The 24,576-nt window shown below is 73.4% G+C and carries 18 protein-coding genes and 1 pseudogene; 8 read left to right on the forward strand and 11 right to left on the reverse strand.

Annotation, left to right across the window (positions count from 1 at the left end; translation table 11 throughout):
* Positions 1 to 17 precede the first annotated feature (17 nt).
* The 3 genes from OOJ91_RS09175 to OOJ91_RS09185 are packed head-to-tail and all read left to right on the forward strand — an operon-like array spanning position 18 to position 4,650.
* Positions 18 to 1,013, forward strand: a complete 996-nt coding sequence (locus tag OOJ91_RS09175) for an AAA family ATPase (RefSeq protein ID WP_266244210.1) — start codon at positions 18 to 20, stop codon at positions 1,011 to 1,013.
* A 14-nt stretch (positions 1,014 to 1,027) separates the two neighbouring features.
* Entirely contained in the window at positions 1,028 to 2,191 is a 1,164-nt protein-coding gene (locus OOJ91_RS09180) for a DUF58 domain-containing protein (protein WP_266244211.1), read from the forward strand.
* A complete protein-coding gene (locus OOJ91_RS09185; RefSeq protein ID WP_439117034.1) occupies positions 2,167 to 4,650 on the forward strand; it encodes a transglutaminaseTgpA domain-containing protein in 2,484 nt (827 codons plus the stop codon). The genes OOJ91_RS09180 and OOJ91_RS09185 overlap by 25 nt, the downstream gene beginning before the upstream one ends.
* A gap of 49 nt (positions 4,651 to 4,699) precedes the next feature.
* On the opposite strand, the gene OOJ91_RS09190 is transcribed toward OOJ91_RS09185, so the two are convergent.
* Positions 4,700 to 5,224 carry a hypothetical protein gene (locus OOJ91_RS09190; protein ID WP_266244212.1) on the reverse strand — a complete coding sequence of 175 codons (525 nt, stop codon included), beginning with the start codon at positions 5,222 to 5,224 and terminating at the stop codon, positions 4,700 to 4,702.
* A gap of 65 nt (positions 5,225 to 5,289) precedes the next feature.
* A complete protein-coding gene (locus OOJ91_RS09195; RefSeq protein ID WP_266244213.1) occupies positions 5,290 to 6,234 on the reverse strand; it encodes a hypothetical protein in 945 nt (314 codons plus the stop codon).
* A gap of 263 nt (positions 6,235 to 6,497) precedes the next feature.
* On the opposite strand from OOJ91_RS09195, the gene OOJ91_RS09200 reads away from it, so the two are divergent.
* Positions 6,498 to 7,301, forward strand: coding sequence for a class I SAM-dependent methyltransferase (locus tag OOJ91_RS09200; RefSeq protein ID WP_266244214.1), 804 nt, complete (start codon positions 6,498 to 6,500; stop codon positions 7,299 to 7,301).
* Between the two features lie 6 nt (positions 7,302 to 7,307).
* On the opposite strand, the gene OOJ91_RS09205 is transcribed toward OOJ91_RS09200, so the two are convergent.
* Positions 7,308 to 8,099: an SDR family oxidoreductase gene (locus OOJ91_RS09205; RefSeq protein WP_266244215.1), complete on the reverse strand. Its 792-nt coding sequence runs from the start codon at positions 8,097 to 8,099 to the stop codon at positions 7,308 to 7,310.
* Positions 8,096 to 9,079: an LLM class F420-dependent oxidoreductase gene (locus OOJ91_RS09210; protein WP_266245325.1), complete on the reverse strand. Its 984-nt coding sequence runs from the start codon at positions 9,077 to 9,079 to the stop codon at positions 8,096 to 8,098. The genes OOJ91_RS09205 and OOJ91_RS09210 overlap by 4 nt, the downstream gene beginning before the upstream one ends.
* A gap of 154 nt (positions 9,080 to 9,233) precedes the next feature.
* Between OOJ91_RS09210 and OOJ91_RS09215 the strand changes: the two genes are divergently transcribed.
* Together OOJ91_RS09215 and OOJ91_RS09220 are read left to right on the forward strand one after the other, a co-directional pair.
* Positions 9,234 to 10,451 carry a low temperature requirement protein A gene (locus OOJ91_RS09215; RefSeq protein ID WP_266244216.1) on the forward strand — a complete coding sequence of 406 codons (1,218 nt, stop codon included), beginning with the start codon at positions 9,234 to 9,236 and terminating at the stop codon, positions 10,449 to 10,451.
* 39 nt (positions 10,452 to 10,490) lie between these two features.
* Positions 10,491 to 11,354: a DUF1028 domain-containing protein gene (locus tag OOJ91_RS09220; protein WP_266244217.1), complete on the forward strand. Its 864-nt coding sequence runs from the start codon at positions 10,491 to 10,493 to the stop codon at positions 11,352 to 11,354.
* Between the two features lie 326 nt (positions 11,355 to 11,680).
* Here the strand turns inward: OOJ91_RS09220 and OOJ91_RS34565 are convergent, their stop codons facing one another.
* The 3 genes and pseudogenes from OOJ91_RS34565 to OOJ91_RS09235 all read right to left on the reverse strand — a co-directional run bounded on the left by OOJ91_RS34565 (position 11,681) and on the right by OOJ91_RS09235 (position 13,590).
* Positions 11,681 to 12,349, reverse strand: a complete 669-nt coding sequence (locus OOJ91_RS34565) for a maleylpyruvate isomerase N-terminal domain-containing protein (protein WP_439117056.1) — start codon at positions 12,347 to 12,349, stop codon at positions 11,681 to 11,683.
* A gap of 18 nt (positions 12,350 to 12,367) precedes the next feature.
* Positions 12,368 to 12,694, reverse strand: a pseudogene (locus tag OOJ91_RS09230) (maleylpyruvate isomerase N-terminal domain-containing protein); the annotation flags it as partial.
* 8 nt (positions 12,695 to 12,702) lie between these two features.
* Positions 12,703 to 13,590 carry a phosphatase PAP2 family protein gene (locus tag OOJ91_RS09235; protein ID WP_266244218.1) on the reverse strand — a complete coding sequence of 296 codons (888 nt, stop codon included), beginning with the start codon at positions 13,588 to 13,590 and terminating at the stop codon, positions 12,703 to 12,705.
* Positions 13,591 to 13,808: 218 nt separating this feature from the next.
* Between OOJ91_RS09235 and OOJ91_RS09240 the strand changes: the two genes are divergently transcribed.
* Positions 13,809 to 14,462, forward strand: coding sequence for a DUF3159 domain-containing protein (locus tag OOJ91_RS09240; RefSeq protein WP_266245327.1), 654 nt, complete (start codon positions 13,809 to 13,811; stop codon positions 14,460 to 14,462).
* A gap of 284 nt (positions 14,463 to 14,746) precedes the next feature.
* Here the strand turns inward: OOJ91_RS09240 and OOJ91_RS09245 are convergent, their stop codons facing one another.
* The gene (locus tag OOJ91_RS09245) at positions 14,747 to 17,653 is read right to left on the reverse strand and encodes a glycoside hydrolase family 48 protein (RefSeq protein ID WP_266244219.1); all 2,907 of its coding nucleotides are present in this window, start codon (positions 17,651 to 17,653) and stop codon (positions 14,747 to 14,749) included.
* A gap of 844 nt (positions 17,654 to 18,497) precedes the next feature.
* Here OOJ91_RS09245 and OOJ91_RS09250 point away from each other — a divergent pair.
* Entirely contained in the window at positions 18,498 to 19,841 is a 1,344-nt protein-coding gene (locus OOJ91_RS09250) for a GH1 family beta-glucosidase (protein WP_266244220.1), read from the forward strand.
* A 79-nt stretch (positions 19,842 to 19,920) separates the two neighbouring features.
* Here the strand turns inward: OOJ91_RS09250 and OOJ91_RS09255 are convergent, their stop codons facing one another.
* From OOJ91_RS09255 to OOJ91_RS09265, 3 genes are all read right to left on the reverse strand, one after another.
* Positions 19,921 to 20,343: a roadblock/LC7 domain-containing protein gene (locus OOJ91_RS09255; protein WP_266244221.1), complete on the reverse strand. Its 423-nt coding sequence runs from the start codon at positions 20,341 to 20,343 to the stop codon at positions 19,921 to 19,923.
* On the reverse strand, positions 20,340 to 22,892 hold the full coding sequence (locus OOJ91_RS09260; RefSeq protein WP_266244222.1) for a sensor histidine kinase: 2,553 nt from the start codon (positions 22,890 to 22,892) through the stop codon (positions 20,340 to 20,342). The genes OOJ91_RS09255 and OOJ91_RS09260 overlap by 4 nt, the downstream gene beginning before the upstream one ends.
* A gap of 95 nt (positions 22,893 to 22,987) precedes the next feature.
* Positions 22,988 to 24,400, reverse strand: a complete 1,413-nt coding sequence (locus tag OOJ91_RS09265; protein ID WP_266244223.1) for an FGGY family carbohydrate kinase — start codon at positions 24,398 to 24,400, stop codon at positions 22,988 to 22,990.
* Between the last annotated feature and the right edge of the window lie 176 nt (positions 24,401 to 24,576).

Consider the following 24,576-nt stretch of genomic DNA (forward strand, 5'->3'; position numbering starts at 1 on the left):
GAGGAGCACCGCCGACCGTGAACACCCACGAGCCGCTCACCCAGCCGGAGGTGCAGGGCTTCGCCGCCCTGGCCGCCCGGCTGGCCGAGAACGTCAACGCGGTGGTGCTCGGCAAGCCGCAGGTGGTCCGGCTGGCCCTGACCGCGCTCTTCGCCCAGGGTCACGTGTTGCTTGAGGACGTGCCGGGGGTCGGTAAGACGACCCTGGCGCGGGCCATCGCCGCGACAGTGAAGGGTCAGTGGCGGCGCATCCAGTTCACGCCCGACCTGCTGCCCTCGGACGTGTCCGGTGTGACCATCTTCAACCAGGCGAGCAGGGACTTCGAGTTCCATCCGGGGCCGGTGTTCGCCAACATCGTGATCGCCGACGAGATCAACCGGGCGTCGCCGAAGACCCAGTCGGCGCTGCTGGAGGTGATGGAGGAGCACACGGTCACCGTGGACGGGGTCCGGCACCCGGTGCCGTCGCCGTTCCTGGTCGTCGCCACGCAGAACCCGGTGGAGATGGACGGCACCTACCGGCTGCCCGAGGCGCAGCTCGACCGTTTCCTGGTGAAGCTGTCCGTCGGCTACCCGGACGAGGCGGTCGAGGTGGAGGTGCTGCGCGGCGCGACGGTCCGCTCCCCCGAGGCGCTCGCCCCGGTCACCGACACCGCGACGGTCGGGGAGATGGTCCGGATGGCCCGCCGGGTGCACATCGCCGAGCCGCTCTACGCGTACGCGGTCCGGCTGGCCGCCGCCACCCGCACCCATCCGCAGGTACGCGTCGGTGTCAGCCCCCGGGGTGTGATCGCGCTGACCCGGGCGGCGTGCTCGTACGCGCTTATCGACGGCCGAGGCTGGATCATGCCGGAGGATCTGAAGATGCTCGCCGAACCGGTGTTCGCGCACCGGCTGCTGCTCACCCCGGACGCGCAGGTGCGCGGGGTGACCCCCGCGGAGGTGCTGCGCCAGGCCATCGCCTCGGTGCCGGTGCCGCTGCCGTCCGGGCAGCCGGCCCCGGTGCAGGGCTGACCGGCAGCAGCGCCATGGGGATCACCGCCCGCGGGGTCGGGCTGCTCGTCGCCGCTGTCGTCCTGCTCGGCCTGGGGTTCCGCTTCGCGTACCCCGAGTTGACGTTGCTCGGCGCGGCGGCCGGCGCGGCAGTCGGCTACGCGGCGCTTACCGCGGCCTGGCGGCCTCGCCTGCTGGTCAGCCGCCGGGCGGACCCGGACCGGGTGGCGCGCGGGGAGCCGGCGAGCATGACGCTCACCGTCCGCAACGCCGGCCGGCTGCGGTCGGCGAATCTGCTGGCCGAGGACCGGTGCGGCAGCCGTGCGGTGCCCGTGCCGCTGCTGCGCCTGCGGCCGGGTCGGGACACCGAGGTCCGCTACGACGTGCCGACCGTCCGTCGGGGGGTGGTGCCGGTCGGTCCGCTGCGGGTCACCCGGCGCGACCCGTTGGGTCTGGTGGCGTTGGCCCGCCCGTACGGAGAGACGGCGCCGGTCTGGGTGCACCCGCGGATCCATCCGCTGACGGCGGTGCCCACCGGCGCGGGGCGCAGCCTCGACGGCCGGGTGGACGGGGTGCCGAACGGGTCGATCACGTTCAATTCGCTGCGGGAGTACGTGGTGGGTGACGACCTGCGTCGGGTGCACTGGCGTACGAGCGCCCGGGTCGGCGAGCTGATGGTGCGCGAGAACGTGGACACCAGCCTGCCCCGCCTGATCGTCCTCCTGGACAACCGCGCCGCCGCGCACCCGCAGCAGGTGGACGGGGTGGCCGAGTCGTTCGAGTCCGCCTGCGAGGCGGCGGCGTCGGTCGTCACCGCCGCACACCGTGCGGACCTGCCGGTGGTGATGCTGCTGGTCGGCCCGGAGCTGATCGAGCGCGGGCCGGCGGGGGCCGGCGAGATGCCGCCGCTGGACCGGCTCGCCGCCGCCGAACTGTCCGACGAGGACGACGCGTTGCACGCGGTCACCACCCGGCTGCGCCAGGACCGGCTCGGCGACACGCTGATCTTCCTGACCGGCCCCGGTGGGCGGGACGGGTTGGGACACGTCGGTGCGCTGCGCGGCGCGTACCCCTCGGTGGTGGTCGGGGTGTTCGGGGCGGCCGAGCCGACGCCTGCGGGCACGGCCGGCCTGGTGGTGGTCGACGCGGTGGACGGCGCACAGTTCGCCGCCGAGTGGGACGGGGTACGCCGGTGGTGACGGGCGTCGAGCCGCTGCGCGCGCCGGACGTCGCGGCGACGGACCCGCGGCGGACGCCGTCGCCAGCCGGCGGCGCGACCGGGCGGGTGGTACACGCGCTGCGGGCGGCCGTCGTGCCGCTGGCGCTGATCGCGCTCACCGGGCTCGCCGGGGTGGTGCTCGGCCGGGTGTACGCGGGCGACCTGCTGACCCGGCTGGTCATCGGCGCGGCGGTGGGCTCGGTGCTGGTAAGCGTGGCCGCCCGACGGCTGCCGTCCTGGCTTGTCGCGCCGGTGTCGATGGCGGCGTTGGCCGGTTGGACGCTGTGGTCGTTGCGGCTGGCCGCCGCCCGCGCCGATCTGCCGGGAAGCCTGCTGGAGGTGAGCGCGGACGCGGCGCGCAATGGTATTCCCCGGCTGCTCACCGCGATGATCCCGGTGGAGCCCACACCGGACACGGTGCTGGTCCCGGTGGTGGCGGCGTGGCTGGCCGGCCTGGCGGGGGCGGAGGTGGCGCTGCGCACCGGCCGGGTGCTGCTCGGCTACCTGCCGGCGGCGGGGCTCTACGCCGCGGCCCTCTACGTGGTCGGTCCGAACGCCGAACCGGCGATCGGGACGACTGTTGCCTTCGTCGCGATCGCGGCGGTCGGGCTGGCCGCGCCGTCGGGTGCGTCGCCGGCTGGCGGTGACCCGACGGCAGGTCTCGCCCCGGGGATGCGCGCGGCGGTGCGGCTTCGGCTGGCGGCGTCGGCGGCGCTCGGCGTGGCCCTGGTGATCGGCCTGGTCGCGCTGCTCGGCCCGGTGGTCGCCGGTCAGGTCGACGGGCGGCCGGTGGACCCGCGCCGGTACGTGGAGCCGCCACAGGTGCAGACGCTCGACGAGAACCCGCTGATCCGGATCTCCGGGTGGGCGCTGCGCCCGGAGCAGAAGCTTCTCGACGTGCGCACGATGGGCGTCGCACCACCGCCCGGCGGCGCGGACGACGCGACGGCGACCGGCGCGGCGGACGACCCGACGTCGTCCCGCAGCGTGCGGATCCGGTTGGCGGTGCTCAGCGACTACGACGGGATCACCTGGCGGGTCGGTGCGACGTACCGCAACGCGGGGCGGATCCTGCCGGCCACCGCGCCGACCCGGGACAGCGCGGTGGAGACGGTTCGGCAGGAGATCACCGTGGCGGAGCTGAGTGGTCGGCTGCTCCCGGCCGTGGCGACGCCGCGTGAGGTCAGCGGCGCGCGGGTGGCGTACGACCCGGCGACGGGGACGCTGATCCGGCCGGAGGGGCTGACGCCGGGGCTGCGGTACACGGTGACGTCGGCCCGGGAGCGCCCGGACAACAATCTGCTGGCCACCGCGAACGTGCCGGCCGGCGAGGAGGTGGCCCGGGTGCTGCGGGTCGCCGACGGGGTGCCCGACCCAATGCGGCGGCTGGCGGCTCAGCTCGCCGAGGAGAACGGCGCCCCGTACGCGCGGGCGGCGGCGATCGAGCAGTTCCTGGCCGAGCACTACCGGGTGGTGGCGGACGCGCCGAGCGGGCACGCGTACCCGAACCTGGCCTTCTTCCTCTTCGGCCCGCGCAACGGGGGCGGGCAGCGGGGCACGTCGGAGCAGTTCGCGGCGGCGTTCGCGGTGCTGGGCCGGCTCTCCGGGCTGCCGACGCGGGTGGTGGTCGGCTTCGAGTCCGGTGGGCAGGGGCCGGTGCGGGCCGGTGACGCGTACGCCTGGCCGGAGGTGCTCTTCGACGGGTTGGGCTGGGTGGCCTTCGACCCGCTGCCCCGCCCGGAGAACGAGCCGAGGCCGGTGGAGGAGGACTTCCGTCCGACCCCGGAGGACCCGCCGCCGTCGGAGGTGCCGGCGCCCACAGTGGAGCCGACGGCGTCGCCGGAGCCGGCAGCCGCCGCCGACGGGCCGCCGGTACGAGGTGGCGTGTCCACGCCGGTGCTGGTCGCGGGTGGCAGCGGTGGTCTGCTGCTCGTGGTGGGGGCGCTGCTGCTGACCCTGTTGGCGATGCGCCGCTCCCTCTCCCGCAACCGGCTGGTGCGGGGTGACCCCGGCCAGCGCATCGCCGGCGCCTGGCGGGAGGTCACCGACGCGTTGCGACTGGCCGGCCGCCCGGTCGGCGACGACCTGGCGGCGACCGAGGTCGCCGCGCGGGCCCGGCAGGCCCTCTCCGACGCCCGAGCGGGCACGACCGGAGGCGGCACGACCGGAGGCCGCGCAACCAGCAGCGGCGCAACCAGCAGCGGCGTGCCCCGCCACGAGCCGGCCGGCGACGACGGGCCGGCCGTCGACGAGTTGGCGGCCCTGCTCAATCAGGTGGGCTTCGCCCCGGGTGCCGCAACGCCTGATCAGGCGGCCCAGGCCGCCGAGGTGGCCACCGCCTACGTGGCCACCCTGCGCTCCGCGCGCCCCCGGTGGCGTCGCCTGCTCTGGTCGCTCGACCCAGGTCCCCTGCGCCGAGCCCGCCGCTCTCCGCAGTGATCAGGAACCCATCCGCCTCGGGGCAGGGATGCTCTCGCGTCGACGGACGTTATCGGGCCGGTGATCGAACCAGGGCCGCCCGACGACCGTAGTCAACGGCCACGGCTATGACGAGCGGCCCCCAGGCCAGCATCGGGGCGTAGTACCGGAGCACCTCCCAGCCGGGACGCGGGTGCACCGGTTCGTCTTCTCCGACTCCGACCCACGTGCGCTGCACGAAATGAAACCTCTGGTTCAGGAGGAAGTACGCGCAGATGGCGACCAGCAACGATCCGCCGATCAGCGCGACGAGCACAACTGCGCGCGCCGGGACCCGGCGACCGCCCAGCACCGGCACCCAGCCCGGCAGCCGTTGTCCCCAGCGCTGCACCAGCCCGAGTGTCAGCAGCGCCAGTCCCATCGACAGGACGGACAGGAAGATCATGTACCAGGTCGTGACGGCGCTGTCGGTGAACACGAGCGACAGTCGCCACAGCGCGGACGGCAGGACGCAGAGCGGGACGGCGTAGGCGGCCCGGACGGCCCAGGGGTTCGGGGCGGCCGCCCAGGTGCGGCCGACGTCAGCGGGGCTCATGGTTGCTCCGATCTGTGCGGGCCAGAGCCGCGGAGGCGCTGGCGATTGTGGACGCAACGCCAGCCTCACGACGACATGCCTGCGGTGGCCGTCTGCTCCTGGCGTGCTCGGGTGGTGCGGGCGTAACCCGTGGTCGTGACGCCCAGCGCGACTCCCCAGCCGAGGAACACCAGCAACGTGGCGGCCACCGCCCACTCCTGCGCCACCTCGGACCAGGACAGCTCGCCCGTCACCAGTCGGCCGACGGCGATGCCACCGCTCAACACGCCGTAGGTGACGAGCGTGAGCGCCACCGCCCCGGCCGGGATCAGCGCCAACAGCCGGGGAACCGGTCGACCGCGCAGCCCCGGCACCCAAGCGGGGAACTGCTGCCCCCACCGCTGTACCAGCCCGAGAACGAGCAGGCCGGCGAGCGGCGGAACGAGCGTGATCGCCACGCCTGTCCATGTCGAGAGGCCCCCGCGGTTGTCGTTCAAATCCCCCGCGGGAATGCCGAACGGAACGCCGAGCGCCCAGAGCCCGTGCGGCACGGCCCAGCCCACGACCGGTAGAGCGACGGCCGCGTACGCCCAACGGCGTGCCCACCGTGGCACCGGACGGTAGCCGGCGGCCACCGGCGCACGCCGGGGACCGGAGGCGTTCGCGAGCCCGGCGAACAGGACGCCACCGGCCACCAGCGCGAGCCGGCCGCCCAGGTCACGCCAGTCCGAGGGACGCCCCGACAACGCGGCTGGCAGCTCGAAGATCAGGTGCAGCGGGAAGGCGAGGACCGCCAGCAGGGCCGCCGCGGCCCAACTGACCGCCGACGCGAGGCGGCCGGGGAACCGGACCGCGTGGAGGACCACCGCCGCGAGGACGACGCCGGCTCCCACCGCTCCCCATCCCGCCCCGAAGGGCAGCGACTCGACGCGGTCGGCGCCGCACCCACCCCCGGGGTCGACCAGATCGGTGCGGTCGCAGGCGGTGTACCCCCACCGGCCACCCGCGATCCAGTACAGACGCAGAGCCACCTCACCCGCGACGAAGACGACGCACGCCACCGCCCACGGTCTGGTCGGGCCGGACGCTGCGGATGGGCGAGGACGAGCGGCGACAGTCATGCACCGATGATCTGCGCCGCTGGACGGTCTGGTCCTCCCCGGCGGAGGGGAACCCGCTCCCGTCGCCGGGGGATGCCCGGTTCCCCACCGCCGCCCGCCCGGCTCGTGCCGACGGGTCGGTCGACTGGTGAAATGCGTTGGCGCGCGCGCGGCACGGCGAAGACCATCAGCGTGTGGACCAGCATTCGAGCGACATCGTCGACTACTACACGCAGCACTACCGTGAGGACCAGCGGCTGACCGGGCGACCCCAGGCCCGTCTGGAGTGGATCCGGACGCTGGAACTCCTGCGGGATCTCCTGCCGAAAACCGGCGCCCGCGTCCTGGATGTCGGCGGCGGCACAGGCGCGTACGCTCGCGCGCTCGTCTCCGCCGGTCACGAGGTGCGCCTCGTGGACCTGGTGCCGGGTCACGTCGCACACGCCCGTGCTGGCCAGCCGTCCATCGAAGCGCAGGTCGCCGACGCGCGTGCCCTCCCCTACGCCGGCGACACGTTCGACGCCGCGCTGCTGCTGGGCCCGCTCTATCACCTGGTGCGGCGCGCGGATCGGCTACGGGCCCTACGGGAGGCCGTCCGCGTCACCCGCCCCGGTGGCCGGGTCGTGGCGGCGGTCATCTCGCGGTTCGCGGGGGCGCTGGACTTCGCGGCCACCGGCCGACTGGACGAGCGGACTCTCGCGGAGGCACGCTCGCTGCTCACCGACGGCACCAACGACCCGCGGATCGGTTTCACCCACGCCTACTTCCACCGGGTCGAGGAGATCACCGACGAGTGCCTGGCGGCGGGGTTGACCGAGGTGGTCGTGCACGGGGTCGAGGGTCCGGCGTGGACGGCAGCGGAGGCAGCAATCGGCGGCACGGCGGAGGAGACGGTCTTCGGTGGCGCGCTGGACCTCGCTCGGGTGTACTCCAGCGAGTCGGCGCTTGTCGCGTCGAGCGCGCACCTCCTCGCCATCGCGCGCGTGCCCGAGCGGTAGCGGCGGTCAGGCGGTCAGCCGGCGGACCAGCTTGCGGAGGCCGGCCTGCCAGCCGTCCGGGTCCTCGGCGCGGCGGCGCGCGTAGTCGGCGACCTCCGGGTGCGGCAGGATCAGGAACCGCTCCTCGGCCAGCCCGGCGATTGTCGCCTCGGCGACCTGGTCCGGGGTGAGCACCGCTCCGGAGGCGGCGATCACCCGCGCGCCCAGGTGACCCTCGACGATGCCGTCGGCGAGCATCGGGGTGTCCACTCCCTGCGGGCAGAGGGCGCTGACCCGGATGCCCCGGTCACGGTAGGTGATGGCGAGCCACTCGGCGAAGCCCACCGAGGCGTGCTTCGTCGCGGTGTAGGCGGCGTCGCCCACCGCGGTCAGCACCCCCGCCGCCGAGCAGGTGTGCAGCAGGTGGCCGCCGCCGCGGGCGAGCATGCCGGGCAGCACCGCCCGGGTCGAGTAGACGTGGGCGAGTACGTTCACCCGCCACGCGCGGTCCCAGGCCGCGTCGTCGACCTCCACTCCCCCGCCGGTGGTCACCCCCGCGTTGGCGCAGAACAGGTCGATGCGGCCGAAGCGCCGTTCGGTGTCGTCGACGAGCGCGCGGACCTGCGCCTCGTCGGTGACGTCGAGGGCGGCGGCGTGCGCCACCGGGCCGATGCCCTCGGCCACCGCGTGGGCCGCCTCGGCGTCCAGGTCGGCGACCACCACCGCGGCGGCGCCCTCGGCGGCGAAGCGCCGCGACAGAGCCGCCCCGATGCCGCCGGCGCCGCCGGTGACCACCGCGATCCGGTCGGTCAGGTTCACGCCGACGCTCCCACGGGCTCGGTGCCCAACCGGGCGATGAGGGTCATCAGCGCGGCGGCGCTGCCGGCGCTCACCTCCGGGGTCGGCAGCAACGCGAGGACCGGCACCTGGACTCCGGCGTCCGCGTAGCGGCGGACCTGGGCTCGGCACCGCTCCGGTGAGCCGTGCAGCACCAGGGCGTCGACCACCTCGTCAGGGACGGCTGCGCTGGCGCCGCGCCGGTCACCGGCGGCCCACGCCTGCCACATCGGCGCGAGGACCTCGTCGCGGCCGAGCCAGCGGTGGAACTCGGCGTACGCCGGCACGGTGAGGTAGCTGGTGATCAGCCGGCGGCCGAGTGTCCGGGCGTACGTGGCGTCCTCGGTGGGGCAGACGAAGATCCGTGCGGCGACCTCGAAGCCGGCCCGGCGCTCGCCCAGCTCGGCGAGGGTCCGCGGCACGTCGTCGGCGCTGAGCCAGTTGAGGATGACGCCGTCGGCTTCCGCGCCGGCGAGCCGGAGCATGCCCGGGCGCAGCGCGGCGAGCAGGATCGGCGGCGGCACCGCCGGTGGACGTTCGAGGGTGAACCGGCGCACGGTGAAGGTGTCGTAGACCTCGTCCACCGTCTCGCCGCGCAGCGCGGCGCGCAGGAACCGCAGGACGTCGCGGGTGCGTCGGAACGGCTCGTCGAACCGCACCGCGTTCCAGTCCCGGACGAGCACCGGCGAGGACGCGCCGATGCCGAGCGCGAACCGGCCCGGGGCCGCCTCGGCGAGCGCCGCCGCGCTCATGGCGAGCAGCCCGGGGCCACGGGTGAAGACCGGGGTGATCGCGGTGCCCAGCCGCAGCCGTGGCTGCCACGCCGCCGCCAGCGCCAGCGGGGTGAACGCGTCGGTACCGGCGACCTCGGACGACCAGACGTCGGTGAACCCGGCGCGATCGAGGGTCGCGTAGACCGCCTCGTGATCGGCAAGCGGGATCCCGCCCAACGGCACAGTCATGCCCCATCGATTCGTCACCGGTCGATCGTGCCCGTTGACGGGGCCCGCGAGCAAGATCCCCGAAGTGGGCAGAATCGCCGGTTTCCGGCCGTGCGCGCGGACCGGGGTGCTACGACTTCGGGGTGGACCGGAGCATCGGCGCAGGCCGCTGACCATGGGTTTCAGGGAATCTGGGCGCCTGGAGCCCGTCGCCTCGGCGGCCGCGCCCGGCCGGGCCACCTTCCTGGAACTCTTCTTCGACCTGGTCTACGTCTTCGCCCTCACCCGGATCTCCACGCGCGCGTTCGAGGACCTGACCGACCCGGAGGCCGACCACGGCGCGGCGGTGGTCACCGGCGGCGGCAAGACGTTGCTGTTGCTGCTCGCGCTCTGGGCGGTCTGGCAGGGGACCGCGTGGACGACCAGCCGCTATGACCCGTACCGGCTGTCCCTGCAGGCCGTGGTGTTGATCGCGTTGGTGTGCAGCATGGTGATGGGGGTGGCGATCCCCCGGGCGTTCAGCCAGACCGGGTTGATGTTCGCGGTGGCGTACGTGGTCGCGCAGGTGTCCCGGCCGCTGATCCTGGCGGTCGCGCTGGGTCCGCACCCGTACCGCCGGTTGAAGGTCCGCATGACTGTGGTGTTCGCCGCCACCGGGGTGTTGTGGATCGTCGGAGCGCTGCTGCCCACCAACGCGCAGGTGATGCTCTGGGCGGCGGCCCTGCTCGTCGAGTACCTGGACGCCCGGTGGGGCTGGCCGGTGCCGGGGCTGGGCCGGTCGACGGTCTCGAAGTGGGAGATCGCCGGGGAGCACCTGGCCGAGCGGTACCAGCAGTTCTTCCTCGTCGCGCTGGGCGAGACGATCCTGGTGGCCGGCTTCGCCTACACCAGGGGGACGGGCGAGTCGGGGCAGGTGTGGGCGATCACGCTGGCGGTGGCCACGTCGATCCTGCTGTGGCGGATCTACGTCCAGCGCGCCGGGCAGATCCTGGGCGAGGCGGTGATGAAGGCCCGACATCCGGCCAACATCGGGCGCTCGGCGGCCGACACGCACCTGGTCATGGTGATCGGCCTGGCCGCCACTGCGATCGGCTACGAGCTGATCATCGAGCATCCGTTGGGCCACCCCCCGGCGTCGTGGCTGGTCGTGGTGCTCGGTGGACCCGCGCTGTTCCTGGCCGGCCGGGCCCGTTTCGAGTACGAGGTGTTCGGGCGGATCTCGCCGTCGCGGTGGATCGCCGTCCTGGTGCTGGCGGCGGCCGCCGTACCGCTGCTGTTCCTGCCGGGGTTGCTCGCGTCGGCCACCGGCGTGCTCGTGCTGGGCGGCGTCGCGGTCGCGGACGCCCGCCGGGCGCACGGCGCGCCGCCGGAGGCCGCCGCGACGCCGTTCTGACCCGTCGGCGTACGCCCCGAGGCCGGTTAGTCTCGGCGGGTGACCTTCTCCCTCGTCGCCCGCTCCGCCGACGGCCGCCGCCACGGAGTCGTCGTGGCCAGCAAGTTCCTCGCCGCCGGCGCGTTGGTGCCGGCGGCGGAGGCCGAGGTCGGCGCGCTGGCCACCCAGGCGCACGTCAACCTCGCCTACCGCCCGCAGGGGCTGACGCTGCTCCGCACCGGGGTGGCCGCCGCCGACGTGGTGGCCGGCCTGGTCGCCGCCGACGCCGAGCGGGAGCACCGGCAGCTCGGCGTGGTGGGTGGCAGCGGCCCGGGCGCGAGCTGGACCGGCCCGGCCTGCCACCCGTGGGCGGGCGGGCGGACCGGTGACGGCTGGGCCGCGCAGGGCAACGTGCTCACCGGCCCGGAGGTCGTCGACGCGCTGGGCGACGCGTGGCTGGCCTCCACGGCGCTGCCGTTCGCCGAGCGGCTGGTCGCCGCGCTGCGCGCCGGTGACGAGGCCGGCGGGGACCGGCGGGGCCGGCAGAGCGCGGGCCTGCTGGTGGTCGAGCGCGGCGGAGGGTACGGCGGCACCAGCGACGTGCTGGTCGACCTGCGGGTGGACGACCATCCCGACCCGGTCACCGAGCTGGGTCGACTGCTGGCCGTGCACACCATGCTGTTCAGCCGACCCGACCCGGCGACCCTGCTCGACCTGAGCGGCGCGGTCGCCGACGAGGTGGCGGCGTTGCTCACCGCGCTGGGCCATCCGGTGGGCCACGCCGGGGCCGAGGCGGCGCTGGTCTCCTGGGCGGGGCTGGAGAACCTGGAGGAGCGGCTGGTGCCGGGGCGGATCGACCCGGTGGTGCTCACGCACCTGCGGGGCGTCGCCCCGCACGTGCCCGCGCCGCGCAAGGCGAGCTGACCACCAGCCTGGCTGGCTATCCCGGGACGACGCCGTGCCGACGCCGTGGCGACGCCGTGCCGACGCCGTGCCGACGCCGTGGCGACGCCGTGCCGACGCCGTGGCGACGCCGTGCCGACGCCGTGCCGACGCCGTGGCGACGCCGTGCCGACGCCGTGGCGACGCCGTGCCGACGCCGTTAAAGATCCGCACAGTTTCGGGGAAACTGCTGCATCAGGGGCCGGCGAGGCAGCAGTTTCCCCGAAGTTGCGCGAATCTTGGGCCGCATGGGCCGGGCTCACGCCGCCTCGTGGGCGGTGGTGACGCCGGCCTGGCCGGTAGGTAGGTCAGCGACCGAAGACGAGCCAGCGGAAGCCGGCGGCATCGATCGCCGCCTGTTCCGCGACTGTCAGCGTCGCCCGCCCGGTAGTCTTGCGGATCACTGTCAACCGATCCCACCGCAACCCCGCCGGCGCCGGTCGCCCACCGGTGAGCAGGTCGGCGATCACCACCTCCGCCTGCGGGGTGAGCCACGGCGGTCGGCCCAGCGCGGCGGCCAGGTCCAGGCCATGCACTCCCACCTCGACCACGCGCGTCCGCAGGAACTCGGTGAGGCTCATCGCGTCACCATGCCGGGTCTGGACCACCCGCTCGGATGGGGCGTCAGCGACCGCGGCGTCGGCAGCCTGCCAGGTCTGTTCGAACTCGATCGCCAGCGCCGCCCGCCCCACCTGCCCCGCAACCCGCCCGCTGCCACCGATCCGCACGGCGTCGGACGGCGCGGCGTCCATCCGCGCAGAGTCGGATCGCGCGGCCTCGGAACGCGCAGAGTCGGACCGCGCGGCCTCGGACCGCGCGGCGCCGGACCGCGCGGCGTCAGACGGCGCGGCGTCCATCCGCGCTGCTTCGGACCGCGCTGCTTCGGACCGCGCGGCGTCGGACCGCGCTGCTTCGGACCGGGCGGCGTCCATCCGCGCTGCTTCGGACCGCGCTGCTTCGGACCGCGCGGCGTCCATCCGCGCTGCTACGGACCGCGCTGCTTCGGACCGCGCTGCTACGGACCGCGCTGCTTCGGACCGCGCTGCTTCGGACCGGGCGGCGTCGATCCGGGCGGCGTCCACCTCCGAGGTGAACTTGGCCGCGCCGAAGTAGCTGGCGGCGTCGACCTCGGCGCGCGGCGGGGCGGAGGCGGCGAGCATGTCGGCCAGCCGCCCGGCGCCGGTGCGGACGTGTGCGATCAACTCACGGACTGTCCACGGCGGGCAGGGGGTGGGCCGGTCGAGGTCGGCGTCGTCCACCTCGGACAGGATGCCGGTGAGCCGTGCGCACTCGGCACGGAACGCCGCGCGAACCGGGTCCACCTGTCGACTCAGCCCTTGACCCGGGGCACCAGCCGGTGCACGACGGTCAGCACCAGCGCCATCACCAGCGCCATGGTGCCGGCGATGCCGGCGGCGCTGCCCGCGTACCCGACGAAGAGCGGGCGGCGGCTCAACTCCTCCGGGCCGGTTCCGCGCAGGTCCACCAGCCAGGTGAGGGCCAGGCCGGAGGCGATCAGCGCGAGGACACCGGCCACGCCGAGCACGATCGCGGCGACACGGTGGGCGTCGCCGGACGCGATCTGGGCCTGCTCGCGCTGGGTGATCAGCAGGACCAGGCCGGCCAGCGCCGCCCAGACGCCCACCACCAGGTAGGCGGCGACCGCGTCGCTGGGTCGGTGCCAGCCGGCGGAGAGGGTCGCCACCCCGGCGATTGCGGCGTAACTCGCGCCGACGAAGGCGCCGACGGCCCGCACCTTGGGCGGCAGGACGAGCATGAGCGCGAGCGCCACCGACGCGGCCACGGCGGTGTGCCCACTGGGGAGACTGTTGCCCACCGCGGCGCGATCGGGGTCGAGGCCGAGGTCGGGCCGGCTCAGGCCGTACTTGAGCAGTTGGGTGGAGACGTTCGCTCCGGCGATGAGCAGGGTCGCGGTGACGGCAAGGGCGATCCGCCCCCGGATGAGCGCGATGAAGCCGATCATCGCGGTGGCGACGAGCAGGGAGACGATCGACATCGCGTTGAGGATCCGGTCCACCGGCCCGTCGATGCGATCGTGGCCGATCTCGTTGCCCGTCAGGGCGACCGTGTCGATCCACTGGCCGATCTCGGTATGCACGGCAACCCGCCAGACGGCGAGGAAGGCAGCCGCCTGGACGAGGGCCAGTACGACCAACCAGACCGCGGTCCAACCCCGTGCCGTCGCGCGCATCCGCACACCGTAGCGGCCGGTGCCGGCCGGTCGGCCGGTGGCCCACCGGCTCCCGGCGGTTAGGTTGAGGCGGAGGCGAGGAGGTGGCGGTGGGCGGCACACCGGAGCGGGAGTCCGGCCAGGTCAAGCCCGGTCCGGACGGGCCGACGACGGCCGGTCCGGGCGGGTCGACGACGGCCGGTCCGGGCGCCGGTGGGGCGGCCCGGCCCGAGTCTCTGGCGGACCTGCTGGGCGGGTGGCGTGGCGCGGTCGACGCCACCCTGCCGCCTGTGGCGTTCGCGCTGGGCTGGCTGCTCGGCGACGAGTCGCTGTGGGCCGGGGTGGGCGCGGCGCTCGCCGCGGGCGTCGTGGTGGCCGGCGTACGCCTGCGGCGGGGTGACCGGCCGCGCTCGGTGCTGATCGGGCTGCTCGCCGTCTGCGTCGCGGCGCTGATCGCGGCGCTGACCGGCCGGGCCGAGAACTTCTTTCTGATCCAGTTGCTGTCGAACGGCGCCAGCGCGCTGGCCTGGGCCGTGAGCATCGTGGTGCGCTGGCCGCTGCTCGGCATACTGGTCGGCACGGCGCTGGGCCAGCGGGCCCGGTGGCGACGGGATCCGGCGCTGTTGCGGGGGTACGGCCGGGGCAGTTGGGTGTGGACGGCGACCTACCTGGTGCGGCTGGCGGTGCTCGTCCCGCTCTACCTGGGTGGGCAGGTGCTCGCGCTCGTGGTCGCCCGGGTCGCGTTGACCTGGCCGCTGGTCGCGGCGGCGCTTGCCGTGAGTTGGGTGGTGGTGCGCCGGTCGCTGCCGGCCGGGCACCCGGGGCTGCGTCACCCGGTCGTCGGCGGCCCGGACAACCGGCCCGACGAGCCGGCCGGGAAGGGGCCTCGACGGGCATAAAAGTGGAGAGGCCGCCACGGGGGGAGCGGCCTCTCCGGTGACGTACGTTACTCCGTCATCCTCATCGGTGTGATCCCGCGCCAGCCCGAATTTCTGGGCTTTTTCGCGGCAGTCTTCAGTCCGGGCGGTGGGGTGGGCCGGTCGACCCGCTGCGTTGACCAGATGACCGGCCCACCCCGGCCTGACCGTGGGTGTCAGGCCGTCCGCCGGCCGGGTCCCGTCGTTCCCCCGGACCCGGCCGAACCCCGGGGTGGGCGGGGCACTCCACCCACCCCGGGTCGCTCTCAGCCGTTCGGGAACAGGCTCCCGTAGTCGGCGTATGCCATGGCCACGTCGGCCTGCGCCCAGAAGCGGTGGTAATTGAACGTGGGTTCCGGGCCACCGTTCAGGTACGCCTGCACCTTGGGCCAGTCCGGGTCGTTCTTGTAGAAGGACCGGATGTCGAGGAAGCTCTTCCCGGCGGCGATGGCGTCGCCGTTGGGCATCTTCCCGGTCCAGCCCGGCGGGACGTAGAGGCCCTGCCCGGTGGACGCGTCGTAGGTGTCGTCGAAGCGCTTGTAGTCGCCACGCGTCTCGGTGGTGGAGACGCCCTTCGCGTCACTGGCGGCGTCGAGCGCGTCGAGGAGCCCCTTGGCGGTGGTCTTCGCCGCCGCGTTGCCCGACTTGGCGGCGTACGCGATCAGGATCCGGGCGTAGGAGGCGGCGACGCCGACGTCCTGGCCCTTGCTGATCACCTCGACGTGCAGGTTGGTGTTGGGCTGCGGGCTGGACGGGTTCCAGGTGGTCGGCTGGCCGGTCCACTTCATGTCCGACGGGATCGACCAGTTGGTGCCGACTGTCGTGTTGGCGATCGCCCAGGGCACCCACTTGTCCAGCAGCGCCTTGGCCTTCGCGTTGCCGGTCTGCAGGTACAGCTCGGCGATGCGCTGCATCGACCACGCCTGCATGCCGAACCACTGGTTCGACGGCGGGTCGTTGTAGACCGGGTCGACGTCGTAGAACATGCCGTAGAAGGTGCTGGTGCCCGACGGCGGCTGGGCGTAGCTGCCGTCCCAGCTGTTGGTCGCGCCGCCGGCGATGCCGCCCTCGCTGGACTGCAGCCAGGTGTAGAACTCCAGCTGACGGTCGAAGCTCTTGGTCCAGTCGGCGACCGCGGTCGACGACTGCGGCTTGAGCTCCGGGGTGTTGGTGAGCGCCCAGGCCGCGAACGGGTTCTGGTAGCCGAAGTGGTTGTGGCTGGAGCCGATCCGCCAGGACCAGTTCTGGCTGGCGTCGTACGCGCCGCCCCAGGCGTAGTACCAGGACAGCAGGTAGTGCGCCGAGTCCTTGCCGCTGCCGGCGGGGCAGGTGCTGGCCCCGACGCAGTTGCCGATCTTCTTGAAGTACTTGTCGAACATCGCGTACCGCAGGTAGTCGCCCATCTTGGCGGCCTTGGCGACGGTGGCGGCGACGTCGGCCTGCTTGCCCTGCGCCTTCGCCCAGGTCAGCGCCCAGTACGCGGCCTGCACGGCGCGTGCGTCGGCGTCCGGGGCGTTCGTGTACTTCCACTGCTTGGCGGGAGCGCCGGTGTCCTTGACGAAGAGGTCGAGGTAGCCGTACTGACCGCCGTGCTTGAAGGTGTCGCAGGACGGCTGCGGGACGGTCTCCCACACCGACTCCTGGGTGCCCCGCTGGAAGGTGTTGATGTACGCCGGCTTGGTGGTGCCGTCACCGCAGTGGCCGAAGCCGTAGGTGTTGTCGACGTCCATCAGCCAGTGCATGCCGTAGATGTCGCCGGTGCCGTAGGTGGACTGCAGCTCCGAACGCAGCGGGTCCTGCCCGACGGAGATGTTGGGCTGCAACGCGGACGGGTACTGGCTGGGCAGGTTGTACTCCGCGGCGTACTGCGGCGTGCCGGCGGAGCCCGCGGTGGGCTGGTCGGCGTGCGACGGGATGATGTACTTCTCCATCACCGTCCAGGCGTTGTTGAACGGCGCCCAGTTCTGGGTGACGCGGCCGTACTGGGCCTCCAGCCAGATCCAGAAGCTGAACGCCTCCGAGGTGGTCTCGTGGCCGTAGTCGGGCGCCTCGACGATGAGCGTCTCGACCGAGTGGTACGGCACGCCCTCGGGGCTGAAGTAACCCGAGTTCTTGATCTTGCCGTACTGGTCGAGGAACTTCTTGATGTAGGCGTTGTCGCCGCCGGGGGTGTCGTTGTCGATCTCGGTGGCGGTGACCGCCAGGGACGCGAGACCGGTGGCGGACGCGGTGATGGTGGCGGCGCCGCCGACGGTGTCGGTGTCCTCCGCCGCGGCGACGGTGACGGTGACCCCGGTGTTCCAGTTGCTCGACGTCAGCGTGGCGCTTGTCGGCGAGACCGTGACGTCGGTGTCCCCGCTGGGGGTGAGGGTGACCGGCACGCTTGAGCTCGGCGCGGCGCTGAGCTTCAGGTTGAAGGTGGTCGTGCCACCCTCGTTCACGCTCACCGCGGACGGCGTGGCGATAAGCGTCGGGCCGCTGGCGGCGCCGACGGTGAACGCCTTCTCGGCGACACCGATGCCGTTGGCGTTGTCGTACGCCTTGGCCTGCACGGTGTAGCTGCCGGCCGGCAGGTCCTCCTGCGTGTACGCGTACGGCGCGCTGGTGTCGGTGTTGATCAGCAGGCCGTTGCGGTAGAACTCGACCTTGCTGATCGTCCCGTCCGGGTCGCTGGCGGTGGCCGTCAGCGGCACGTCGGCGGGCGCGGTGAACGGCCCGGTCGGCAGGCTGAGGGAGACCGACGGCGGCTGGTTGGCCGGGGTGCCGTTGCAGGAGGTGCCGTTCAGGGTGAACGAGGTGGGCTTCGGGTTGCTGCCCGAGTAGGAGCCGTTGAAGCCGATGGTGGTGGAGGCGCCGGTGCCGAGGTTGCCGTTGTACGACTCGTTCGTCGCGGTGACCTCACTGCCCGTCTGGCTGAACCTGGCCGACCAGCCCTGGGTGACCCGCTGGCTGCTGTTCGGGAAGGTCCACTTGAGCGTCCAGTTGCTGACCGCGTCGCCCAGGTTCTTGATGGTGACGTTTGCGGTGAAGCCGTTGTTCCAGTCGTTGGTCGCGTAGACCACGTCGCAGGCGGGTGCGGCCTGCGCGGCGCCGGCGGGCAGGGTCACCCCGCCGATGACGAGCGCGGCGGCGGCGATGATCGCCACTCGGCGGCGTCGTGCCAGTTGTCTCATGTGCGCGGTGTCTCCTCGGACCAGGCCGGGGTGGTCCCCGGCGTGGCGCCTGCCCGCGGGGTGTGGTGGTACGCGGGGGATTCGAGGCGCCGGGAAGGTGGTCGCCCCGGGCCCGGCCGGGGTGCGGCGGTGCGGCCCGGCGGGAGGGGGTCCCGCCGGCTGCGTTCGGGTGCCGTGACCGGAAGTCGTGCTGCCGGCTGCCCTCGGCGGACCCGCGCCCACGCGATCTGGCTCCTGTCGCGTTGAATCGACAGTCTGCCATGGAAGCGCTCCCACAACAAGCGCGCTGGGGACAGGATCACCCAGTTGTTTCGATCTCGTTTTGGGTCTTTCACAAAGGCGTGACGGGGGTTACAGTCGCAACATCGGTCGATGGGAGCGCTTCCATCGACAAAGGTTCCAACTGGAAGATCACCGGGACCGTCCTCGTGGCGGGCCCGGGGAACCAACCCGAAGGCCGACGGCGGGCCAGCCCGGACGCCGCCGTCAGCCATCATCCCGCCACAGGGAGGGAGGTGGAACCAGAGCCACTCGCGTGGCCCGGCTCCCGCGCGACACGCACGGCAGGACCCAAATTCCGCCCGTGTGTGTGCAGTTACGGTGGGGACGGGGGTTGCCCTCCCCCGTCCCCACACTAAACCCCCGTACACAATGGGAAAAGAGGCCGACGGGACAGGCGCGAAGCGCCGCCCGGTCGGCCTCGTTCGCTGTCCGGGGCCCTCACCCGCCTCGACCCGCCATGTCCGGCCGCCGTGACGGCCGGCTCACGGGGCCGGCCGCTCCTGGCCTATCCTGGGAGCGCTCCCGAATCTCGGCGGCGGCCCCGTATCCACGAGGAGAATCCATGTCGATACCTACCGGGCCCGCCGGCCCGCTGCGCTTTCCCCGCGACTTCGGCTGGGGCGCGGCCACCTCCGCCTACCAGATCGAGGGCGCTGCCAAGGAGGACGGCCGCGGCGAGTCGGTCTGGGACACCTTCAGCCGTGTCCCCGGGCGCACCCGCAACGGCGACACCGGCGACGTGGCCGCCGACCACTACCACCGGTACGCCGAAGACCTCGACCTGATGCGCGACCTCGGTCTGCGCAGCTACCGCTTCTCCATCTCCTGGCCCCGCGTCCAGCCCGACGGCACCGGCACGCCCAACCAGCGCGGGCTCGACTTCTACCGCCGGCTCCTGGACGGCCTGCACGAGCGCGGCATCGCCCCGATGGCCACCCTGTTCCACTGGGACCTGCCGCAGGCGTTGCAGGACGCCGGCGGCTGGGAGTCCCGCGACACCGCCCACCGCTTCGCCGACTACGCCGACGCGGTCTTCACCGCCCTCGGTGACCGGGTGCCGGTCTGGCTCACCATCAACGAGCCCAAGACCGTCGTGCAGAACGGCTACCTGATGGGCCACCACGCGCCCGGACGCCAGGACCCGGACGCCGCCTACCTCGTCGCTCACCACCTCCAACTGGCCCACGGCCTCGCGGTGCGCGCGCTGCGCGCCGGCAACGCCACCGGCCGGATCGGCCCCGCCCTCAACCTGCACCCCTGCTACCCCACCGACGACTCCCCCGAGGCCACCGCCGCCGCCCAGCTCTACGACGGCTACGAGAACCGCCTCTACCTCGACTCGCTGCTCAAGGGCAGCTACCCGCAGGACGTGCTTGCCGACCTGGGCCCGCAGAGCCGGATGGTTCGCGGCATCCACGACGATGACCTCGCGGTGATCTCGTCCCCGGTCGACCTGCTGGCCGTGCAGTACTACACGCCCATCTACGTCACCGCCGACGGCAGCACCGAACACCGCTGGCCGACCTCCGAGGCCGGTTGGCAGCAGATCTACCCCGACGGGATGTACGACATCCTGACCCGGGTCACCCGTGACTACGGCCCGATCCCGCTCACCGTCACCGAGAACGGCCTGCCCACCCCCGACACCCTGGCCGGGGACGACACCGTCGACGACAGTGGCCGGATCACCTTCCTGCGCGACCACCTGACCGCCGCGCACCGCGCCATCGGCGCCGGAGTGCCGCTGGAGAGCTTCCACGTGTGGTCGATGCTCGACAACTTCGAGTGGGACGAGGGGTACGACCAACGCTGGGGCCTGGTCTACGTGGACTACGCCACCCAGCGCCGGGTGCTCAAGCGCAGCGCCCACTGGTACCGCTCCGTCATCGCCGAGGGCGGTTTCTGAGCAGGCCGCCCGGACGGCCGGGCCCGGACGGCTCGGCTCCGGGTGAGCCGGTGACCGTCCGGGTCACGGTCGGAAACGCTCAGCGGGGCAGCGCCTGCTGCAACTCCGCCCGCAACGCAGGGGTGAGCATCTCCCCCGCCTGCTTCGCCAACCGGGCCATCTCGTAGCCCACCACGCCGATGTCCGCGTCGCCTGCCGCGAGCGTGGCCAGGATCGACCCGTCACGCACCTGCATCACCAGGAAGTAGCCCCGGCCCATCTCGACGACCGTCTGCTTGACGATGTCGCCGTCGAACATCTGCGCCGCGCCCGCAGTGATGCTCATCAACCCGGACGTCACCGCGGCGAGCTTGTCCGCGTGGTCGCGGGGCAGATGATCGGAGATCGCCACCAGCAGCCCGTCGGAGGAGACCACCACCGCGTGCGCCACACCCGGCACCCGGTCGGCGAACGCGCTCACCAGCCAGCTCAGGTCACGTGCCTCCTGGCTCAACGTCGTCACTGTCGTCGTCCTCCTTCGTCGTGCCCCCACGAGGGTGGCACCGGTATCTCGGTGGTGTCCTCGGCCTCGGCACGCCGCACTCCGTTGTAGAGCCGGGAGAGCATGCCGCCGACCGCCTCCGGGTCCAGCTCGGCGCGCGTCGGCGCCGACTCCGGCTGGGCCGGACGGGTGACCGCGGAAAGCTGCGCCATCGGCACCCGTACCGGCAGGCCCCGCTCGTTCGTGCCGGCCGTGACAGGAGTGGCGGGCGGCACGGCCGGGCCGGGGGCCGCCGCCCCCGGGGTCGGCCCCTGCCGGGACCACCAGCCGCCACCGTCGTCCGAGGCTGCGGCGGCGGCCGGGGCCAACACGTCCTCGGCGCGTACCGGCACGGGTCGGGTCTGACGCGGCACGGCTGCTGCCGGCGGACGGCCGGCCACCGGCAGGTCCAGCGGCGCGGCGGCCGGCCCACGGGCAGCAGCGGAGCGGGACGCCCCCGACATCCGCTGCGCCGCGGCGCCCCGCGCGGCACTGGCCGCCAGCATCCGGGCCGGCGCCGGCGGGTCCAACTCCACCGCACCTGCCGGCGCCAGCAGGGCGGCCGGCAGCACCAGCCGCGCGACCAGCCCGCCCTGGCCCGCGTCGAGCTGCACCCGCACGCCCAGCCGGCTCGCCAGGTGGCTGACCACGAACAGGCCCATCCGCTCGACCGCCGCGACGTCCGCGGCCGGCGGGGTGGCCAGCACGGCGTTCGCCTCGGCAAGCGCTGCCGGACTCATGCCCAGGCCGTCGTCCACGATCTCGATCAACGCGGCGGAAGCCTCGGCCCGGGCGTTCACCAGCACCACCGTGTCCGGCCGGGAGAACGCCGTCGCGTTCTCCAGCAGCTCCGCCAGCATGTGCACCAGTTCCCCGACCGCGTGCCCGAGCACGTTGACCTCGCCCACCGAATCCAGCCGGACCCGCTGGTACTGCTCGATCTCGGCGGCGGCGGCCAGCAGCACGGTGCCGAGACCCACCGGACGGTTCCACCGACGGGTCGAGTCCGTACCGGCGAGCACCAGCAGGCTCTCGTCGTTGCGGCGCATCCGGGCCGCCAGGTGGTCCAGTTTGAACAGGTTGTCGAGCTGGTCCGGGTCGCTCTCCTCGCGCTCCAGGTCGTCGAGCAGCTCCAGTTGGCGCTCCACGAGCACCTGGCTGCGGCGGGCCAGGTTGACGAACATCGCGTTGACGTTGCGGCGCATCAACGCCTGCTCGACGGCGACGGTCACCGCGCTGCGGTGCACCGCCACGAACGCCTCCGCCAGCTCACCGATCTCGTCGAGCGAACGGACCACCGCCGGCGCGACCTCGATGCCCGGCACGCCGCCGGTGACGGTCCGCAGCCGATCCAACGCGTCCGGCAGCTCGATCTGCGCGATGCGCAGAGCCTGGCTGCGCAGCAGCCGCATCGACCGGGCGACCGACCGCCCCACCAGCAGTGAGATCAGCAGGGCGACAAGCAGGACGGCGACGACACCGCCGACCACCAGCAGGGTGGTCCGCAACTGGCCGCTGCTGGCATCGTCGGCCTGGCGTACCGCGTCGTCCAGGACACCTGCCTCGACCTGACGCAGCAACTCCTGGCGCTGCTGGCTCGCCGACCACCACTGCTCCGACGGCAGCACCTCGGGCGCGGCGTTCCCCACCGGCAGGCTGCGCTCCTCCAACTGGGCGGCGACCAGGAACAGCGGGTTCACCGACGTCTCGTCGTACCGGCGGATCTGATCCGAGGTGGCGGCCACGCGGAACGCGCCGAGGGCGGTCAACTGCTGGGCGCGCAGATCGCTGAGGAGCACCCGGTCCTCCGTGCCGTAGCGACCGGCGCGGGCGGCGGCGTAGAGCTGGGCGCGGACCCGGGAGGAGAGCTCCTTGACCCGGGCCAGCTGCACGTAGCGCAGCACCGAGTCGCTCAGCGCCGCCTGGTCCTGACCCGGCGTCGGCTCGGCGAGCAGATCCAGCAGCGCGCCCACGGCCCGGTGGTAGTTGCTCAGGATGGTGTCGTTGCTGAGCACCGCCGGCGGGATCGCCGGACGGATGTCGATCACCTGGTCGTACGCCTCCTGCGCCTCGGAGAAGGCCACCCGCCAGGACGCGTCGGCGTCGGCCAGCGGTCGGGCCGCTCGACTCAGGTCGGCCATCGCCCGGTCGGAGGCCACCTGCAACGGCCGCAACGCGCTGGCGGCGGCCTGCCGGTCGCCACCGCGGCGCAGCTCGCCCAGCTCACCCGCCGAGCGATCCCGCTCCTGCTGGAGCTGGTCAACCACCGCGGTGATCTGCCGGCCGATGTCGACCTGCCGGGAGAAGTCGTTGAGCGCGGTCGTCCGTCCGACCAGGGCGCTGGTCTGCACGCCCGCGAGCACCAGGAACGCCAGAGACGGCACCACCAGCACGGTGGCCAGCTTGGTGCTCATCCGCCAGTCCCGCAACCGGAACGGCGAGCGGCGGCGATGCGGAACGACGCGGACGTCGAAGCGTCGCCGGCGGTGGTTCGACACCCCGCCGGTCGCCGGGTCGGGACCTGCCGCCACCCTGCCTCCTCCTGCCGCGTCCACCGCGACCCGGGGAGCGCAGTCCATCCAACCAGGCTCGGTAGCTCTGTCAACGGCCCGGGCAGGGCGAAAGTTCAGGAAGGATACTGCGGGTGGGAACGTCCTGTCGTGGTCGGTAAGACCAGCTCATCCGTCCGGCCGATGTCGGCGAGCTCGGCCGCCGCGCCAAGGCGGCCCAGCGCCACCAGCGCGGCGCCGGTGGCGCCGATCTCCGGATTGCGTTGGTGCGACACCGGTCGCGGCGCGAGCGCGGCGGCGAACGCCTGCCGCCACCACACCGAGGCGGCCACCGCGCCGCCACCCAGCACCACCCCGACCGGCTTGTCGACAGTGGACTCCAGCACCGCGAGATCGTCCGCGACCAGCTCGCACAGCCCCTGCATCAACCCGGCCAGGATGTCCACAGCAGTGGTGCTGAAGCTCAGACCGCGCAGCTCACCCGAGCCCGCCGGGGCCAAGCCCGGGGGACGGTCACCCCCGAAACGGCTGTCGGCCGGCCGACCGCCGCCCGCCGGCACCAACGCCAGCGCCGCGTCCAGCTCGTCGCCGCTGGGCAGTCGCAGCTCCCGGTTGGCCCAGGCGAACAGGTTGCCACCGCTGGAGTACGCCGCACCTGTCACCACGTGGTCGTGGTCGACCCGGTAGCGCCAGAGTCGTTCGGGCAGCCGCGGCAGCGGCTCTCCGGCCGGGATCCGCTGCATCAGGCGTACGGCCGCGGAGGTGCCCACCGTGACCGCGGCCCGGCTCGGGTCGGCGCAGCCCGAACCGACGTTCGACGCCCCGCCGTCACCCACCGGCGGCGCCCACCGGGCCTCGGCCAACTGCGGCCAGCGGCGGGCGCGGTCGGGTCGGAGCCGGCCGTGCCAGTCCAGCTCGCCCAGGGACGGCAGGTCGCGCGGTCGCGCGCCGGCAAGCGTCAACGCCTCCTCGTCCCAGCGCAGGCTGCTCAGGTCCAGCAGGCCGGTTCCGGAGGCCTGGGAGACCGACATGGGCGCCGCCTGCAGCAGCTCGCCCAGCACGTACTCCGGCAGGCCGACGAACCGGGCGATGGGCGTGCCGGACTGTTCCCGCAGCCAGGGCAGGCGCATCGACCAGTAGGAGCGGTGCCACCAGCAGCCGGTGCGCTGGTGGAACCCGTCCGGGTCGGCGGGGCCCGACGTGTCGCCGACCGGCCTGGGCCGGGTGTCCAGCCAGGTGACGACCGGGCCCAGCGGGCTGCCGTCGCGGTCCAGCGGAAGCACCGAGTGCCACTGCGCGGAGGTCGCCACCAGGTCGACGTCGTGCAGGTGCCCCGCCTCGGCCAGCTCGTCCAGACACTCGATGAGGCAGGCGAGGTAGTCGGGGCCGGAGAGCGTGCCGGTGCCGTCGTCACCGATGGCGAGGTTGACCTTCCGCCGGGCCAGGGCGCCGGGCAGTGGCTGGGTCTCCCCATCAAGCACCAGCCCCCGTACGGAGGAGGTGCCCAGGTCGAGCGCGAGAATGTTCATCGCCGGTCAAGTTACCCGGTGCCGGGCGCGCGGTAACGGTGGTCCGGCCGGGCACACCGGTACGCCCGAAGGGGTCCCGAGCCGGGCCGCGACCGCGTAAGGTGGATCGCATGCTCGCGCACCCAACCTCCTGGTGGCCCGCCGACCCGGCGGCCACCCCCCGCGCGTAGCTTCAT

It is taken from the genome of Micromonospora lupini, from assembly GCF_026342015.1.
Classification (GTDB): Bacteria; Actinomycetota; Actinomycetes; order Mycobacteriales; family Micromonosporaceae; genus Micromonospora; species Micromonospora lupini_B.